At 36.0% G+C, this 17,701-nt stretch carries 10 protein-coding genes; 2 read left to right on the top strand and 8 right to left on the bottom strand.

Annotation, left to right across the window (positions count from 1 at the left end; all coding sequences use genetic code 11):
• Nucleotides 1–12: 12 nt before the first annotated feature.
• The 3 genes from JM84_RS08565 to JM84_RS08575 all read right to left on the bottom strand — a co-directional run bounded on the left by JM84_RS08565 (nt 13) and on the right by JM84_RS08575 (nt 3,321).
• Nucleotides 13–900 carry a mechanosensitive ion channel family protein gene (locus tag JM84_RS08565; protein ID WP_013752423.1) on the bottom strand — a complete coding sequence of 296 codons (888 nt, stop codon included), beginning with the start codon at nt 898–900 and terminating at the stop codon, nt 13–15.
• Nucleotides 901–1,060: 160 nt separating this feature from the next.
• Entirely contained in the window at nt 1,061–2,116 is a 1,056-nt protein-coding gene (locus JM84_RS08570; RefSeq protein WP_013752422.1) for an endonuclease/exonuclease/phosphatase family protein, read from the bottom strand.
• A 68-nt stretch (nt 2,117–2,184) separates the two neighbouring features.
• Entirely contained in the window at nt 2,185–3,321 is a 1,137-nt protein-coding gene (locus JM84_RS08575; RefSeq protein ID WP_013752421.1) for a TlpA disulfide reductase family protein, read from the bottom strand.
• 81 nt (nt 3,322–3,402) lie between these two features.
• On the opposite strand from JM84_RS08575, the gene JM84_RS08580 reads away from it, so the two are divergent.
• The gene (locus tag JM84_RS08580) at nt 3,403–5,790 is read left to right on the top strand and encodes a GAF domain-containing protein (protein WP_013752420.1); all 2,388 of its coding nucleotides are present in this window, start codon (nt 3,403–3,405) and stop codon (nt 5,788–5,790) included.
• Between the two features lie 44 nt (nt 5,791–5,834).
• Here the strand turns inward: JM84_RS08580 and JM84_RS08585 are convergent, their stop codons facing one another.
• Nucleotides 5,835–7,076 (bottom strand): Pycsar system effector family protein, encoded by a 1,242-nt coding sequence (locus tag JM84_RS08585; protein WP_013752419.1) that lies wholly within the window; start codon nt 7,074–7,076, stop codon nt 5,835–5,837.
• 48 nt (nt 7,077–7,124) lie between these two features.
• Here JM84_RS08585 and JM84_RS08590 point away from each other — a divergent pair, with 48 nt between their 5' ends.
• Nucleotides 7,125–10,847, top strand: a complete 3,723-nt coding sequence (locus JM84_RS08590; RefSeq protein ID WP_144783740.1) for a metallophosphoesterase — start codon at nt 7,125–7,127, stop codon at nt 10,845–10,847.
• A 188-nt stretch (nt 10,848–11,035) separates the two neighbouring features.
• On the opposite strand, the gene JM84_RS08595 is transcribed toward JM84_RS08590, so the two are convergent.
• From JM84_RS08595 to JM84_RS08610, 4 genes are all read right to left on the bottom strand, one after another.
• Nucleotides 11,036–14,701 (bottom strand): hypothetical protein, encoded by a 3,666-nt coding sequence (locus JM84_RS08595; RefSeq protein ID WP_144783742.1) that lies wholly within the window; start codon nt 14,699–14,701, stop codon nt 11,036–11,038.
• Between the two features lie 130 nt (nt 14,702–14,831).
• A complete protein-coding gene (locus tag JM84_RS08600) occupies nt 14,832–15,209 on the bottom strand; it encodes a hypothetical protein (RefSeq protein ID WP_013752416.1) in 378 nt (125 codons plus the stop codon).
• A 147-nt stretch (nt 15,210–15,356) separates the two neighbouring features.
• The gene (gene amrB / locus JM84_RS08605; protein WP_013752415.1) at nt 15,357–16,454 is read right to left on the bottom strand and encodes an AmmeMemoRadiSam system protein B; all 1,098 of its coding nucleotides are present in this window, start codon (nt 16,452–16,454) and stop codon (nt 15,357–15,359) included.
• A 34-nt stretch (nt 16,455–16,488) separates the two neighbouring features.
• On the bottom strand, nt 16,489–17,583 hold the full coding sequence (locus tag JM84_RS08610) for an endonuclease/exonuclease/phosphatase family protein (protein ID WP_013752414.1): 1,095 nt from the start codon (nt 17,581–17,583) through the stop codon (nt 16,489–16,491).
• Nucleotides 17,584–17,701 lie beyond the last annotated feature (118 nt).

The following is a 17,701-nucleotide window of genomic DNA, read 5'->3' on the forward strand; positions in this document are numbered from 1 at the left end:
ACTATTTAAAATCTATTCTTGACTATCATTAGAAGAAGCCATTTGTAGTTGATTATCAAATTGCAGTGTTCTAATAGGGAACGGAATATTTACATCATTTGCGTCAAAAGCTTTCTTTATCGCTAGCATTCCTTGATGCTTAGCGGTTAGTTTTTGCTTTCCATTTACACAATCTACCCAGTATCTACATATAAAATCGATTGAACTTCCACCAAAAGCAGTATAGAAAAATTCTACTTCTTCTTTATTTCCATTTTGAGGGAATTTGCTCGCTATCGTTTCTTTAGTTAGTTTTTCTACCATTTCTAAGTCAGACTCATAACCTACACCACATTCTATAATAATGCGCATACGCTCTGTAACCGAATAATTTTTCATTGGGTTATCAGTAATCGTCTTGTTTGGTATTACAACAATATTATTATCTGGCTCCCTTATACTAAAGTTGTTGAGCTTAATATCTTCTATAAATCCTACATACCCACTAGTTTCTACCCAGTCTCCTATATTTACCCTTTTTCTAAATGATAAAATAATACCCGCGATTCCATTTGCAAGAGCTCCTTGAAGTGCAAGACCTATTACAAGTCCAGAAACTCCTGCTCCAGCAATTAGCGTATTCAGTGTTTTATCTAGGTTTAATACACCTAATGCGAGAAATATACCTACGAGTACTACGAATACAGCAAGGGCTCTACCTATGAGTTTTGTGATAGATTGTTGTGGTACGTATCGCTTTACAATCTTTTGAGAGTACTTATTGACAAATCTCGATACGAAATAAGCAATTAATAGCACTAGGAGAGCGACTCCTAAGTTTGGTAAGTTCCTTATGAAAGCTTCTACCCATCCCCAGAGTTTTTCTGAGAGATTATTTAATGATTCAGTAATCTTATCCATGTCTTTTTTTTGGTTGGATTTAAATTTACTTCTGCTTGCTATTGTGCACAAAGGCTTTAACCATCATTAACGCATGGAGTAAGATTTTTTGAGTAAATATTAAGAAGTTATATGAGAATGTTACGCTTTCGCGAAAGCGTGAAAAAACAATAATCCTCGCTTAATGATTCTGTGAAGCGCTAGCCGAAAGAATCCCATCGCCTATTATCTCCTGAATATTTTCCTTGTCCTCTGTAGTAATTTTAGGATTTGCAACATCAATATTTACCATAGGAAATGCTATGTTATAGTACATAGCAAAATGATCTGACCCAAAATAAGCTAGTCGCTTCATGTTTGTTACATGAAGATCTTTTGAGTAAAATAAATGGTCAAGAGGGAATCTGAGTAACCAATAATTTGCATGAAAGGACGGATAGAGACCACGACCTACGCGCGGATCTAGATACCCTGTGATTTTGCTAAAAAGTCTAGAAGTCTTAGACCACACCACATCATTGAGATCGCCGCAAACTACGGTTGCGTCCTTAGACTCTCTACATTGCTTACCTACGAGCATCAACTCGGCATCACGTTCTTTTGAAGTTTCGTTTTCTGATGGACTAGGAGGAGCAGGGTGTATTGCTATAAGATTAAAGGGCTGATCTGCATACATTATCTCGCAGTGTATGGATGGAATATCCTCTTCTATAAGATATTTTATCTCTGATGATTGAAAGGGGATTTTTGAGTACACATGCATTCCATAAAAATTATCTAGTGTAGCTTTTACGGTGTGAGTATACTCTGGAAAAGCTTTAGATATTTCTTTATCCCACTTTTGATCAGACTCCATGGTGATAAATATATGAGGATTGCTCTCCTTTATGATAGTTATAAATTTATCGTAGTTCGTGTTGGTCTGTAATACATTTGCGGTCACAAGAGTGAGCTGTTCTTTGTGGAACTCTGCCTGAGGTTTACGCCTATGATAGAAAGGTGTGTAGGGTCTTATAAGCCATAATTGAAATATAATAACGGCTATCATCAAACCTACAAAAATAATATGCGTGACCGTGAAGACATCCCAAAATATGAAGGCAACTCCTAATAAAAGTAGCTGTACAACTACTGTCTGTATTCTTACAAAATCAAAAAAGCGAATGCTCCAATGCGTAGCAGGAAGCAAGGGTAGTAGTGGCCCTATGATAAATATTGAGAAGAGTAGTAGTATCATTATAGTAAATGTAAAAAAGCATCACGATAGGAGCGATGCTTTTTTAGAATAGTTTGTGATTTAAAGTGCTATATTTCCCCTAGTAGCTCTTTCATTTTTGCTCCTAGTGCAGGACCTCTTAGATCTTTTGCTATAATAACGCCATTTTCATCAAGTAAAAATGTTGCAGGAATTGCTCTTACCCCATAACTTCTAGGGATAGGATCTTGCCAAAACTGTAGGTTTGAGACATGGTACCAATCCATTTTATCTTTTTTTATAGCTTGTAGCCATCTTTCTTTTTGATCTGGTCTATCAAGTGATACACTAATGATGTTAAGACCTTTATCATGATATTGATTATACACATTTACAACATTAGGATTTTCCATGCGACAAGGGCGACACCATGAAGCCCAAAAGTCAATGATGGTGTATTTACCTAAAGTCTCTGAGAGTGAAAGTTCTTTACCTTCTGGAGTTTTTGCGCTAAACTCAGGAGCTTTATTTCCTATACTGGCAAGTCCGCTAGCGATACGTTGTGACTTGAGTTGTGCGATATAGTTTTCTACACTTTCTCCCACAGTAGAGTTTTGAATATCCTCAGAAAGACTATTATAATATGCTTCGGACTCTTCAATTTTCAAGACTTTCTCATTTATTAAGTCAGATAGTGCGATTACGGAGACCATTTTGTCAGTATTTTTCTCAACTACTGCTTTTTTATCGGTAATAAATTGCGTGTCCATGGCTGCTATTTGGTCACGGATAATGTTTACCTTAATTCCATCTGTTTCTCTCTGTGCCTTTTGCATCTCTTGAATGAGCTTTTGTCTCTTTTTATTAGTCTGCATAGCAGTCATACGGTAATTATTAAACAACTCATTTTCTATACTACCTGTGACTAAAGAGCTAGATAAGCTATCTTTGTACAGAGTTAGAGTAAGTGGTTGCTCATCTTTTACTAGCAAAAGTTGGCTAGTAGCTGTAGCTTCACTTAGTATTAATAAACCAGTTCCTTCTGTTATAGCTTTTGTAAAAGTGAATTTACCAGCATTTACAACGGCAGTGTCTAAAGGAATACGTTTATTATTAGGCCCTAATTCCTCTAAGATAAGTGACGTACCATCAGCCATACCAGCAGCGGTACCTTTTATAGGAGTACTATTATTATCTCCACAGGAGAATAAAGAGAATAAAATTACAAGAATTAGTAATTGTTTCATGAGATCATATTTTTATAATAACAAAAATAAGGTTTACAGTTATTAATAAAGAAGAGAAGAGGAGTTTTGAAGACCCATTTTATGAAAAGCGGAGTACATTTTAAAGATCAAGAGTTTCCACTAGAATTACATTTTAGTGTAGGGAAATTAGTGAGTCATTATAAAAACAATCTTACTTCAGATAATTTAAGATTAAAAAGACGTGCAACAGAAATAATGGAAATTATTTCTGACTATCCAGAATTAGAATCAGGAATAAATAATCTAGAGACTATAGGGAGCTATAAGAATCAAATTGATGATCTTCTTAGTGAGCTATTTCCAGAAGTACTGCAGCAGAATGAAATAAAAATTGCATCTATGCCTTTTCAAGAGGCTGTGCTACAATCTACGCAGAGGTATGATAATATACTTCTCAATGCAGGTGATAATTTTATTCCAGAGATAAAGAATTTTAATGCAGACCATTACTACCTCATGGGATGTAGCATTATCCTAATGCAGTATTATGGTTTTAAAATAGACTTTAGACGTCCATTTTACTATGAAATTCCTGATGGTTTGGGTATGACACGTTTTTATAGAATGCTCTATAATGGGGATTATATAGATATAGAACGTAAGGAAGGAACACCTCAAATAACAGAAGAAGAAGTAAACGTACTGCTAGATAATTTTGATAATATAGAGATGTGGAAAGAAAAATTTCCTCCGCACAGTTATATTTTCAAAGGCTTTGTGATAGCAAATTTATATGATGCCACTACTGAAGTTTCAATATCAGATTTTAAGTCTGGCTTACTTCGTTATGAAGATGAGGACATAAACTTTACACATGACTTCCATAGAATTTTTCAAGCCATTTTTGATCTTCCAGAATTACAAATAGGTTTTTCTAATTATAATAAGGAAGACGAGGCCTTTGAGCTTGTGCCATTTAAGGATATAAGTAGTTATCTATTATATGGAGATACAGAAGCGTCGTGTAATACGATACTTTGTAAAGGGTCTTATGATGCTGTATTTAATACTGGAGACTACTTTGCGGTTTCAGATATTGCAAAACATCACAAAAGCGATAAGAGTATAAAGATGTATCAAAATCTTTATGACCAGGGGATAAAAAGTGTTATTCTAGCCCCAATACGTCACAAAGGTGTTTTATTAGGTATTCTAGAGCTAGCCTCCCCTAATAAAGGAGCGCTTAATAGTATAAATGCAAATAAGCTTGCAGACATAATGCCGTATCTTATTGATGCTGTATTACGTAACAAGGAGCAACAAGAAAATGAAATAGACCTAATTATTCAAAATGAATGTACATCTATTCATAAAAGTGTGTACTGGAAATTTGAAAAGGAAGCAAAACGATATTTAAGATTGCAGATAGAAGGGGATAACAACGTTCAATATAGGGATGTTGTATTTAAAGATGTTTATCCGTTATTTGGACAGATTGATATTAAAGGATCTTCAGAGTCTCGTAATGCTGCGACACAAAAAGATATTTTATTACAACTTCACAATGCCATCGCCATTTTAGAGGCGGCTAAGACTAATGAAAGTCTACCTATATATGAGCAGCTTATTTTTAATCTAAATGATTTTTTAGAAAGGACACAAGAAAAATTAGAGGTAGATAGTGAACGAAAGATATTAAAATTCTTGAGTGAAAATATCAGACCGTTATTTACTCACTTACTAGAAAAGAGTGATGAACTCAATGAATTAATTACTGCATATAGAAGTCAGATCGAAGATAGTCTTGGCCTTGTGTATCGACATCGTAAGTTTTATGATGAGTCTGTAATGTTATTAAATAAACGTCTAGCGTCTGTACTACAGCGCAAACAAAAGGAGGCGCAAATGATGTATCCTCACTTTTTTGAACTCTTTAAAACCGATGGGGTAGAGCACAATATGTATGTAGGTGAGTCTATAACAAAGCATAATAGCTTTAATAAGATTTATCTTTATAACTTACGTTTATGGCAGCTTCAGGTAATGTGCGAAATGGAGAATGAGCACTTTTCGCTTGCGCAAAAAATGGATCACCCACTTGAGGTGGCTTCTATGATATTAGTGTTTAATACTTCATTATCTGTGCGATATCGTATGGATGAGAAGAGGTTTGATGTAGATGGAACTTATAACGCTCGTTATGAAGTTGTAAAGAAGCGTGTAGATAAGGCTTTCATAAAAGGAACTACAGAACGTATAACACAAGCTGGAAAAATCACTATAGTCTACTCACAAGAAGCAGATGAGCAAGAGTATCTCAGATACATTAACTTCTTACAGTTAAAGAATCACTTAGGTAATGAAGTAGAAATTCTTGAGCTAGAAGACTTACAAGCTGTTACCGGATTAAAGGCTATTCGTGTGAATGTATTATATAAAAAAGTAATAGGTAAAGAGACAAAAGAATTTTACACCTATGAAGATCTCATTGAGGAAATAAAAAATTAAGAAAGCATAAAAAAACGGGTTCTGTAAAGAACCCGTTTTGCTTTTTATAATAGTGTTGTCACCATATTAGTGAGGCTTTCTACGTCCTCCATGACTTCTACTGCTTGATCTCTGTAAGCAAAGAACACAGCAAACGTTAGTACAGATATAATGATACCCACCATAAAAATATTATAGGTTATTCTTAAGAGCTTATATTTTCTGTCGAGTACAACTCCTAGAAAATATAAATCTTTAGTAAGGGCAGAGTAGATATAATCTTTGTCTTGAAGCATTTCTCCTATAGCCCATTCATAATCTTCAAGTTTCATTTTATGAAAATTACCAAAAAATAATAGGTTCACCTTTTTCAATTTTACATCTTCTCTGTCAAACTCACCCCTTGTTACATTAGGTCGTGTAGCAATAATTGACATAATCATCGATATCATGGCAAAAAGTACAAATACCGCCGTTGGATATATAAGGTGAGCATTACTAGGAGACTCTAGTTTTGGGATCAGGTTTGCAAGAGCAAGAGAAATCACAATCGCATTTACAGAAAGCAATATGTTTGCCTTAGTATCTGCAATATCACTTAATTTAATATGGTTGCGTAGCGCGATGCGATACATAGACTGGATTCCTTTTTCTGGGCTAGCATCTTTAAGTTGTACTTTTAGTTTTTCCTTTTTACGTGCCTTTTTAGCTTTCTTTCTTGCTTTGGTGAGATCGTTTAGGTTATTATCTTTTTTCGGTTTCCAGTTTTCTTGGGCATAGTGCGTATAATAGCGATGTTTTATGGTGAACATCTCAATATTTGCCTTATTCCACTCCTCCGTGGTAAACTCTTTAATACCTTTTATTTTTAATTCTTGACGTAAATACTCACTAGCCTCAGGAAAATAATCCTTGGCAAAATGTGAAGCATCTGCGTCTCTTAAAACTTGTTCTAGGTATGTTTGTGGTTCTACGCGCATGTCTGTGGCAAGAATCACTTTTTTCACCTCTTCTATAATAGTAGCCTCAACGCCCTGTTCTTTCAAAAACGTTTCAGCCATTTCGGCACTGCGTGCTTCATGATTTTCGGTTCCATCTACATACCCTATGTCATGTAGTAGTGCGCTAAGCTGTAAGATGAGCTTTTCTTCATCTTTAAGACTTTCTTCACTATTATCAATTATTTCTTGGGTACTTTTAAGTACTCGTTTGGTATGGACATAGTTATGATATATACATGTCTTAGGTAGTTCATTATCAAATAGTTCAGAAATAAATCTATCTGTCTTTTCTAGTAGTTCAGTCATAGTTACTATAAGCCTGTTAGACCTCTAATGTACATTAAAAACAAGGACATGAACAAATATTACCGTTTTCTTAACTTCTCAGTAGCCATTTTACTTAGTAGTTGTGCGACTTATTCGCCTAAATATGCAGATGAGTCAAGCGAGCCTTCTCGTTTTGATAACAGTTCGCTTTCGCGAAAGCGTATTCATAAAACCTTCTACCTCATAGGAGATGCAGGAGGAGATAAAGATGGTGGTAGTACTTATGCCCTTGATGCGTTTAAGAAAGTGATAGACACAGCGCAAACAGAAAATGACTATGCAATCTTTTTAGGTGATAATATTTATGATGCTGGACTTCCATCAAAGAATAATCCAGAAAGAGCCGAAGCTGAGCGCAGATTAAATATTCAAGTAGCGGCAGTCGAAAACTTTAAGGGAAAAACTTTTTTTATTCCTGGAAATCATGACTGGTACGCAGATGGTGTTGAAGGTGTAAAGCGTCAAGAAAAATATATAGAAGATGCGCTAGATGATAAGGAAGCATTTCAACCTGAAAATGGATGTCCTATTGAAATGAAAAGCATAAGCGACTCTGTGGAATTAATGATCATTGACACGCAGTGGTATCTAGAAGACTGGGACAAGCATCCTACAATAAATGATAATTGCGATATTAGAAATAGAACTGATTTATTTTTAGAAATAGAAAATGAGTTCAAAAAGAATAACGAAAAGACAATACTTGTAGCAATGCACCACCCTATGTATACAAATGGGATTCATGGTGGTAAATATGGTATAAGAAAGCAGTTATATCCTACACAAAGCAATCTGCCGCTTCCAGTACTTGCCTCTCTTGTCACTCAAGTAAGATCACAAGGTGGAGTGTCAATTCAAGATCGCTATAACAAGCAATATAATGAGTTAATGCAACGCATCTCTGTACTTGCGAGAGATACAGATAAAGTGATTTTTGCATCAGGTCACGAGCATAGTATCCAATATATAGAGCATGATGGTATAAAACAGATTGTGAGTGGAGCAGGAGCAAAGAACAGTGCCGCAGCTTTAGGAGACGATGGTTTGTTTTCTTACGGAGGTCAAGGATTTGCTATTTTAGACATATATGAAGATGAATCTTCATCTGTAAGATTTTATGCGGCAAATCAAGGAGAACCTACGTTACTATACACAAAAGAGGTTTTTGCACCTCGTAAGGAAGTAAATTTAGATTCGCTACCAGAAATATATCCAGAGACTGTAATGGCTACGGTGTATGCTCAGAATAATACAGATGTGTCAGATGTACATGAGTCACTATGGGGAGATCATTATAGAGCTGTTTACGGAACTCCAGTAACGGCTAAAGTTGCTACGCTAGATACACTCATGGGCGGATTTACAGTTGACCGTAAGGGTGGTGGTCACCAGACAAGATCATTACGATTAAAAGATAAAGACGGAAGAGCTTATAATTTAAGAGCAGTGAGAAAAAGCGCCGTGCAGTTCTTGCAAAGTGTTGCTTTTAAAGAGGTTTTTGTTCAAGAAGAATTCAGAGATACATTTACAGAGGATTTAATATTAGATTTTTATACATCTGCACATCCATATGCTTCCCTTGCGGTGGCAGAGCTCTCTGATGCAGTGGGTATTTATCACACAAATCCTAGCTTAATTTATGTTCCAAAACATGATGCATTAGGTAAGTATAATGCAGATTACGGTAATGAATTATATATTATAGAAGAACGCCCAGACGAAGATTTTCTAGATGTACCATCTTTTGGAAACCCTGATAGTATTGACAGTACAGATGATCTCTATGAAAACCTACGTAAAGATGAGAAGTATCAAGTAGATGAAGACTCTTATTTACGAGCACGTATTTTTGACATGCTTATAGGAGACTGGGACCGTCATGCAGACCAGTGGAGGTGGGCACGTTTTGATAGTGATGGAAAGAAAATATATAAACCTATCCCAAGAGATAGAGATCAGGTATTTTCAAAGTTTGATGGTGCTATTTTAGGCTTACTTAAAACTTTAATCCCCGCATCTAGACAATTCCAAAATTACGATGGAGATCTTGAAAACGTGAAGTGGATCAACGAGGCAGGTATTAAGATGGATAGAGCGCTTACCAAGAACTCTGTAAAGAAGGATTGGATAGCACAAGCTCAGTATATACAAGATAATCTTAGTGATGAAGATATCGCTAGAGCATTTACAAAACTACCTCTCGAAGTGCAAGACGTAGGTGTAGATGAAATTAAGAAAAGCCTTAAAGAACGTAGAGGCAACATTGTTGACATCGCAGGTGAATATTATGATTATCTGGCTTCGCTGGTAGTACTTACTGGAACAGATAAGGATGATCATTTTGAAATTACTCGTAATGATAAGGAGACTAGAGTTCAAATCTCAAGAATTAAAGGTGGAGAAATTGAAACACCTTTTGTAGATCGCGTAATTAACGCCGATGAGACCGGTGAGATATGGATTTATGGTCTTGATGATGATGATAGCTTTAAAGTAAGTGGAGAAGGAAAGTCGCCTATAAGAATGAAAATTGTAGGAGGACAAAACAATGATATCTATGAAATTAAAGATGGTCGCCGTCTTAAAATATACGAGCACAAAACTTTACCCAACACTATTAAAGAAAAAGGAGGTGCCAGTTTCAAGATGTCAAATATCTATACGTTTAATACCTATGACCCTTTAAAGAAAAAGAGTTATGCAAATAACATTTTACCAGCTATAGGTTTTAATCCTGACGATGGTTTCTTGATAGGAATAAATGATGTGTTTACTACAAATGGTTTTAAGAATGATCCATTTAGTAGTAAGCATACGCTAAATGGAACTTATTCATTTGCTACGGAGTACCTAAGTTTAAAATATGAAGGAAATTTTGCAAACGCATTTGGACAGTGGAACTTGATAGTAGGAGGTAAGTTTACAAACGAAGCTTTTTCTCGTAACTTCTTTGGTTTTGGTAACGAGACTGTAAATAACGATGATGATTTAGGTTTAGACTTCAACAGAGTTCGTAATGGAGAAGTAGGCGCACATATAGGAGTAGAGAGTGACAACACCTTTGGTAGTAGATTGCGATTTGTATTTAATTATGAGCGTATTGAAATCGAACCTACAGGTGGCCGAGTGATTGATGACGCTAGCTTATTTACACCAGATCGCAGTAATTTCTTTGGAGGGCAATCTTTTATAGGTGTAGAAGGAGCTTATACTTATGTAAGTGCAGATAACCAAGCTAATCCTACGAGAGGAATGGATTTTGCAACAGTAATAGGTGCAAAGCGCAACATAAGCGATGGTAGTAGAATGTATGCATATGTAAATCCTAAATTAGGGTTCTACAATGCACTATCTAAAAACAGAAAGTTAGTCCTTAAAACACTTGTGCAAGCTCAAGTGCGTATAGGTGATGACTATGAGTTCTATCAGGCCGCATCTTTAGGTGCAAATTCTGGTTTGAGAGGATATAGATTCAATAGATTTACAGGAGAATCAGCACTAGCTGGTTCAGCAGATTTGAGATATAGTTTTAATAGATTTTCTACAGGATTAATTCCTATCCAAATAGGTGTTTTTGGTGGAGGAGATGTAGGTCGTGTATGGCTTGATGGAGAAGATAGTGAGAAGTGGCACAATGATTTCGGTGGAGGTTTCTGGTTGAATATGATAGATACTGTTTCAGGTCAATTAGGTGCCTTTGCTGGAGAAGATGGAGTAAGAATTGACTTTAGATTCGGTGTGAGACTGTAATAATATTTCATAGCAAGACTTTACCATCTCGTTATTATGTATAAAAAATAAGCTCCCAAACAGGGAGCTTTTTTTATGCGTAATATTTTCAACTTGTAGCTAGTGCAAGACTAAGATTTGATCCTTTACTAATGGGTAAATTTTTATTTACGCTTTCGCGAAAGCGTAATTTTAAAACTGTTAGTCAATTATAATCCTAGTGAGATTCCAAAGCCCAATCGCCCACCTTCTGGTCCATTAAAATAGCTTAAAGTTCCCTTTAGTGCTCCAGCAGTAGATACATTGAGACCGCCACCATAGCTATAGTGTAGCGTGTTGCTTTCATTGAGTTCGCTCCACACTCCTCCAGTATCATATCCAGCATAGGTGTCAATTCTTATTGGAAAGAAAGCTGTTTTTATAGGCTTAAATAAGTATGCTATATCTACCGAGCCTGCTAGGGATTGCTGGCCAATAAAACGGCTTTGTCTGTAAGATCTCAATCCATTATTTGCTCCTAAGGTTGCCGCTTTGTAAAAAGGTATTTTATCTCCAAAACGTAGCTGACTCGTCACAGTTGTTTTAATTACAAGATTTCTTGATCTATCAATGGCATTCCATAAACTTATGCTCGGATCTATAATCCCAACAGTATTTGTATTTGTAAGCTCATCAAGGAATCCTCCTTTTAATGATACTTCCATACCGCGAGTGGGAAAGTGCTCATTATCTATACTGTGATAGTTGTAATAACCACTCACTCCTAAATATTGCACAGCTGTTATTAAGGGCTCATTATTGAATACTGTATCTATATTTTCATAAGTGATGTTTACTCCTGTGCTAGTCCCATACTCTCCGTTGTAATATAGACCAACACCACCCATAAGATATTGCGTATTAATACGATTATCATCAAATGATCTGCTCTCATTAGTGCTACTATTTCCTAAGCCAAAAAAGTTCTCTGTAAAATTTGCTGTAGTCGCTCGTCCAAAAACTTTAAAATTCCAATCGTGGAAGAGGTGTGCTTTATGCCAAGCTATTCTTACATCTGCGGCTTGCGTAAGAGAAATATAGCGCGCATCTAATTCAAATTTTGTTGTAAACGGATTCCCTTCAAAGCCTATTGTAGATTTACTGAATTTAAAACTTGGAGTAATTCCTTCGTCAGGGTTATAAGAGGTTTGAAGTGCAAAGCTACCTGCGTTATCTGGTCTACGCTCTGTATCAAAAATGCGATTCTCATAAATGTCATCTATGTGCCTAGTTGCCTTTCCTTTATTTATGATATTATTTTTGGAAGATTTTTGGTCATAGAGCGTGACATTTTTTCCTCCTTCAATAGTATAACTATCATTATCCAGTCCTCCTGATAAGACTATATTTATAGGACTTTTTAATAATCCTTGAACATTAAAGATATCTTTGTCATCAAGACCATAAATCCAGATATCATTTGTGGTTTCTGATGAAAATGTGCGGTCAAAAAGTAATGCGCCTTTTTCACCATCTTTTATTCTATATCCCATTATGTGCACATCACCATTATCAAGATTTGTGATGTCAAAATGGTCGTCTTTATCTGTTCCTTTTAATACTTGAAATTTAAGGAAATGATTGTAGTATCTATCTACGATATCATCTAGGCGATCCTTACGAGCTAGTAAATCTGCCTGAATACCTTTCCATATGTTATCTTGAATTTCCATTGGCGCTTCGCTAAATGCTTTTGAAATAACGTCTGGTGTAATATGTTGTTGGATGTATGCGACTTCTTCAAGCCATACAGACTTATTTGATCGTAAAACCACAGAGCGGTCTAGATTAATTGCACTCTCGCTAAATTGTTCTATGTAAGGAATATCTGGACCATAATTTCCAAATTGTCTCATGCCACTCATTATACTTTGCATACGAGTTAAAAACTCACCGTCAAACTTTGCAAAGACTTGATCTCGATCACGAGGTACTGCACTGTAAATGGTTACACCTTCCTCTTCGTCAACTTGGTTTTGTGCCCAGCGCCATTGATCTTCATGTCTATCCCAGTCACCTATGAGCATATCAAAAATACGAGCTCTTATATAGGTTCTCTCATCTAGTTTGTGCTGCTCATCTTCTCTAAGTTCTTTAAAAAGATCTTGAGTACTTTCTACCTCTTTACTAAATTTAAACATATGTGATTTATCAAAATCACCATCAGGTTTTTCTACAATCATATATAACTGATCACCGTGTACTTTATTAAAATCACCTAGGGCTTTCTGTTTTGGAACATAGAATAACTTAGGATGTGTATGTGGTAATTTTATCGCACCAGCTAATCTTGGAATGGCAAAAGCACCATAAGGATGTGCAGCCGTATAAAAATCTTGAATAATAGTTGCTGGAACAGTGCCAGCAAAATAATCATCTGCATCAAGGTCATTATACCCAGCAGATTTTAGAAAGGCGATAGGGTCTTTTGCAATGGCTCGCATATTATATTCTTTATCGTCTTTTGTTACAAGACGTAACCCATTAGTCTGGTTTCCACCACCGGCTCTTTCTACAGTAAGTCCTCCATATAAGGTATCGAGTAGTACAACGGGTGCCTCAATTTCTACTCCATATACATATCGATAATGTTTACCCCAAAATTTTTCATACTTCTCAGATTTCTTTACAGCCTCTGCAGGATACACAGATGCCTTCACCGTTTTAGGAAATACCGTAGGAAGTGAATCAAGGTTATAAGGTTCTGGTTGTTTAAAAGCTCTCTGGCTAAAGGCTTCTTTAAACGCACCGTCTTGCAAAGTAAAGAAGTGAACAGATGACGAGTTGTCTTCATAAATTCTTACTTCTGTATATCCAGGTTTTGTTGAGGTAAATAGTCCTCTCTTGCTTAAACGGGCAGGTTTCACACTACTTCCCGTTCCCGAAATTACTTGTTTTATTGCTCCGTGATCTATGTACTGTAAAGAGCGTTCATGACCAGAAACTATAATTACTTTAGGAACATCAAACGCAGCTAGTTCTATGGTAGACATTAACTCGTTCATAAGAGGATTATATCGGTCTTGCTTTGATAGACCTCCTTGTGATCTTAAAAATGACCATGAGGCCCCTGCAAGTGGTATAAATGCATTTTCTGACGTGGGCTTATAAACTACACTTGACGGGATTTCTCCTCCATATATTCCATTTGAGTATAGAGGATGATGCATAGCAATAAGCACTGCTTTGTGACGTGCTTTACGCATTTCGCTAGCAAGTAATGCATTAAATTGAGTGCGCGTTTTTAATTCGCATTTGTCATTAATTCCATCCGTTTTACTCCAGTCCTCAATATACCATTGTGAGTTTATGAGTATAAGTTCTATCTCATCGTTCACGCTTATCACCTCTAGCGGACAACCATTTTTAGGTAAGAAGTGGTCTTCTTCCTTGTAAAAGTCTTCAATGTACGTCTCAATATCTTCAAGTCCTTCCACACCGCGCTCATTCCATTCTTGTTCTCCAGTGAGAAATAAGGAAGTTCCTTTGAAAGACTTAGATAATGACAATTGTGCATCAAGTTGAGAAGCTACTCGGCTATCCTCTAGATTACTATTGTGTACATTATCTCCTAAAAATAAGAGGTAGTCATCTTCCTTTGAAAATGACACAATATTCTCTGTCAACGCATCTAGCAGCTTGTCGTTTGGACCACTTAATGCTGCACCAGCGTTTGCTATAGAAAATATGCTCGTGTATTCTCTAGAATTGGAGTCAAAAAAAATGCTATTTTCCTTATCTCTATAGTTGTCACGATGGACAGCGCAGGCTATAAATAGCAGTGATAGCGTAGATAAGGATAATGATTTACTAAAAATGCGTAATTTTTTATTCACAGAAAATATTTTTTCCAATGTACATTTCTTTTCTGCTAAATAGTTGCCATAGTTCTATTAAAGTATGTTAATAAAAAAGGGTCTTGCTTATATAAGCAAGACCCTTTAAGTGATTGTACTGTATTGATATTTATATGCGAATGAAATCTTTGTTGAGATTAGTATCTGCAATCATATCTCTTGTAAAGCTAAGATGTCCTTTGGTTGTTATGATTCTAAAGCGGTAATCTTTCATTCTAGTTAATGTATCTAGAAGTAACCACTTAGATTTTAATAATTTTGGTTTCGAACTTTTTAAACTTACTTCAAAAAAGTATTTAATACCGCGTTTTTCGGCTACGATATCTGGAGTAAGAGAGTTGCCGGTTTCCTGCCTCTTAAAAGAAATAGGAGTCTCGTAACCTTCAGCATCTGCCTTAATATTTTCGAATCCCTTATTTTCTAGATATTCGATAGTTTCTGTTAAAAAAGCGTTGTTCTTGTTTTCTATTTTATCTGAGTATATCATAATCAGTAATATACAAGATAGCTGAACCTTTATGTATTAAGCTCGGGTTAAAATAGTTACAATTAATGTTAAAGATAGTATTGATGATAGGTACGTTTTCGCGAAAGCGTAACACAAAGCAAATTACATCATCGAGAAATTGTAAAGCTATTGATAAGACATACCTACATAAGCCACCCAGTGCGTGCTATCTGCCTGTGCGGTGTGTCCCATGTGTAAATCATCAACCTTAATATGGGGATTGTGTATACTAGATCGCCAGTCTATAAATGTGCCAGTAAGGTTAGAAAATTGTTCATCTTCACTAGGTGTTGCCGTAAGTTTCTCTATGCGATTTGCAAGCAGTAAGCCAAAAGGAGTGGAATATCTTCCACACCAAGTCCATTTATAAGCCTTATAATCATCCTCCATAATGGTGATGTCATTGAACTTTTTAACCCTTTTTATGGTAAGTTCTCCCTGGAGTGTCTCGTTGACAATATCAAGATCTTTCTGCCTAGCCTGAGCTGTGCCTGTATTGTCTGTGCCAAAGGGAGCAAGATTACCGCCTCCCCAGCCTTCAGAGCCATAATGTATAGCATCATTAGAAATCACGACAGCAATATCTTTACCATATATAAGATTCTCTTTCTTCATAAGGGCAGCAATACCACTTCCTATGTCATCAGAAAAGGACTTCATATTTTGGAACGTATTGTAAGGAACGAGCATGGGTATGATTTCTAAAGCAGGGTTTTTACGTTTCAAAAAAGGGGTTATAGCTTCTAGAGAATGCTCTAACTGCATCATAGAATCATGTACAACGTATGTTTCTTTATTAAGTTTGGTGAGCAGTTTATCTCTTAGGTTACTTACCGGAATGAGACCATCCGGAGATTGCCAACTATCATAACTCCCAAAAATGATACGATCTTGTAAGTCAAAATTTCTTGCTCTGTGAGCTACGCCCACAAGAATAATTGTTTTGGCTTTTATTCCAGAGAGCGTTTTGTAATACAAACCTCCGGCATATCCATAATCATCATGTGGGCATATTACGGCTTTGTAGGTTTCAGAATTTGGCAGTTTATCAGCGTCATCTATTCTACTGATTATACTATCCATTTGCCATGAATATTGAGCAAAACCTATAGTATCCTCTTGATGCCTAATATAATTTTTAAGAGTTACAGTCTTTGCATCTGGCGTATTGTTGCAAGAAATAATACCTATAGAACAAATACATATTAATAGAATAAAGCGCATGAATTGTGAGTTAGACTATAAATATAGGTAATCTTTAAGAGCCTATAATTGTAGGGATTTCCATATTGAGTAGATGCTGTTCTTTTAATTGTGACTGTGCTCTATCTAAAATTTCCTGAGATGGTTTATTTGCTTTTTGTTCTTTTGCTTTCGCTGGTTCAAAAGTAAGCTCTGTATACATCGGGAAATGGTCAGACTTGATATCTTTTGTGCGCACTAGAGTTTTCACTCTAAACTCTTCTGAGGTAAATAAATGGTCAAGTGGCCACCTCATCAATACATTTTTTGCATTAAAAGTATTATAGAAACCACGACCTATGCGAGGGTCAAGTAATGTGCTTGTTTTTCTAAAGAGTGAAGTAGTTTCAGACCATGCAACATCATTAAAATCCCCCATGACAATCACTGGCATTTTTCTTTTATAAACGCGCAGTGCCGTAGTCATCATCTCTGTATCTCTGTCTGAGCTCATAGGATTATGTTGTGGCATAGGTGGAGTAGGGTGGATGGCAAATAATTGAAATTGATTACCGCTCTCCAAGGTAACAATCGCCTCCATAGATGGAATCTCTTTATCTACAAGATGATTAATTTTGTTTTGAGACATAGGTAAGCGAGAGTATAGCAACATCCCGTAGGTGTTATCTAGAGGTTCTAGCATACTATAAGGGTAAGTTGCAGATAATGTTTTGTGTACGGCATTTTTCCACAGTTGGTCAGTCTCCATGAGCAGTACAATGTCAGGATTTTTCTCGGCTATTTGGTCGAGTAAGAGTTGGTACTCTTCATTCTTCTGTAAAACATTGGCTGTGTAAATTTTCAATGTATTTGAAGCGTCTGTAATCGTACTTTCTTTTGCCTCATACGAAGAAAAAGGCGTGTAGGCATAAATCTTGCCTAGTTGAAATGTAAAGCAGGAAATAAGAATAATTACAAAGAGGTAGTCTTTGTAATATTTTATATCAAACCGTATGAAGTAGGTAAGAATAGCAATAAATGTAAGCCCCGTAAGCTGCGCATGCGGAAAATCAAATACGCGTATCCACCAGTAATCTATAGCAATGAGTGGTAATAATGTCAATACAACAGCAGTAATGCCAAATCCCTGGAGAAAGCTCTTTAATTTCAAAATATAATTGGTTGGTTAGTATGAGCGAAAGTACTCCATATGTTAAAGCAGCCGTCTTAAAATCATATTAAATGGGATATATTTAAGATTTGAAACATCAGCTACACTTGGACACTAA

This window comes from Dokdonia sp. Hel_I_63 (genome assembly GCF_007827285.1).
Classification (GTDB): domain Bacteria; phylum Bacteroidota; class Bacteroidia; order Flavobacteriales; family Flavobacteriaceae; genus Dokdonia.

Coding starts and splice junctions, on each gene's coding strand:
- JM84_RS08565 (WP_013752423.1), bottom strand. CDS start 900: ATGGATAAGATTACTGAATCATTAAATAATCTCTCAGAAAAACTCTGG.
- JM84_RS08570 (WP_013752422.1), bottom strand. CDS start 2,116: ATGATACTACTACTCTTCTCAATATTTATCATAGGGCCACTACTACCC.
- JM84_RS08575 (WP_013752421.1), bottom strand. CDS start 3,321: ATGAAACAATTACTAATTCTTGTAATTTTATTCTCTTTATTCTCCTGT.
- JM84_RS08580 (WP_013752420.1), top strand. CDS start 3,403: ATGAAAAGCGGAGTACATTTTAAAGATCAAGAGTTTCCACTAGAATTA.
- JM84_RS08585 (WP_013752419.1), bottom strand. CDS start 7,076: ATGACTGAACTACTAGAAAAGACAGATAGATTTATTTCTGAACTATTT.
- JM84_RS08590 (WP_144783740.1), top strand. CDS start 7,125: ATGAACAAATATTACCGTTTTCTTAACTTCTCAGTAGCCATTTTACTT.
- JM84_RS08600 (WP_013752416.1), bottom strand. CDS start 15,209: ATGATATACTCAGATAAAATAGAAAACAAGAACAACGCTTTTTTAACA.
- amrB (WP_013752415.1), bottom strand. CDS start 16,454: ATGCGCTTTATTCTATTAATATGTATTTGTTCTATAGGTATTATTTCT.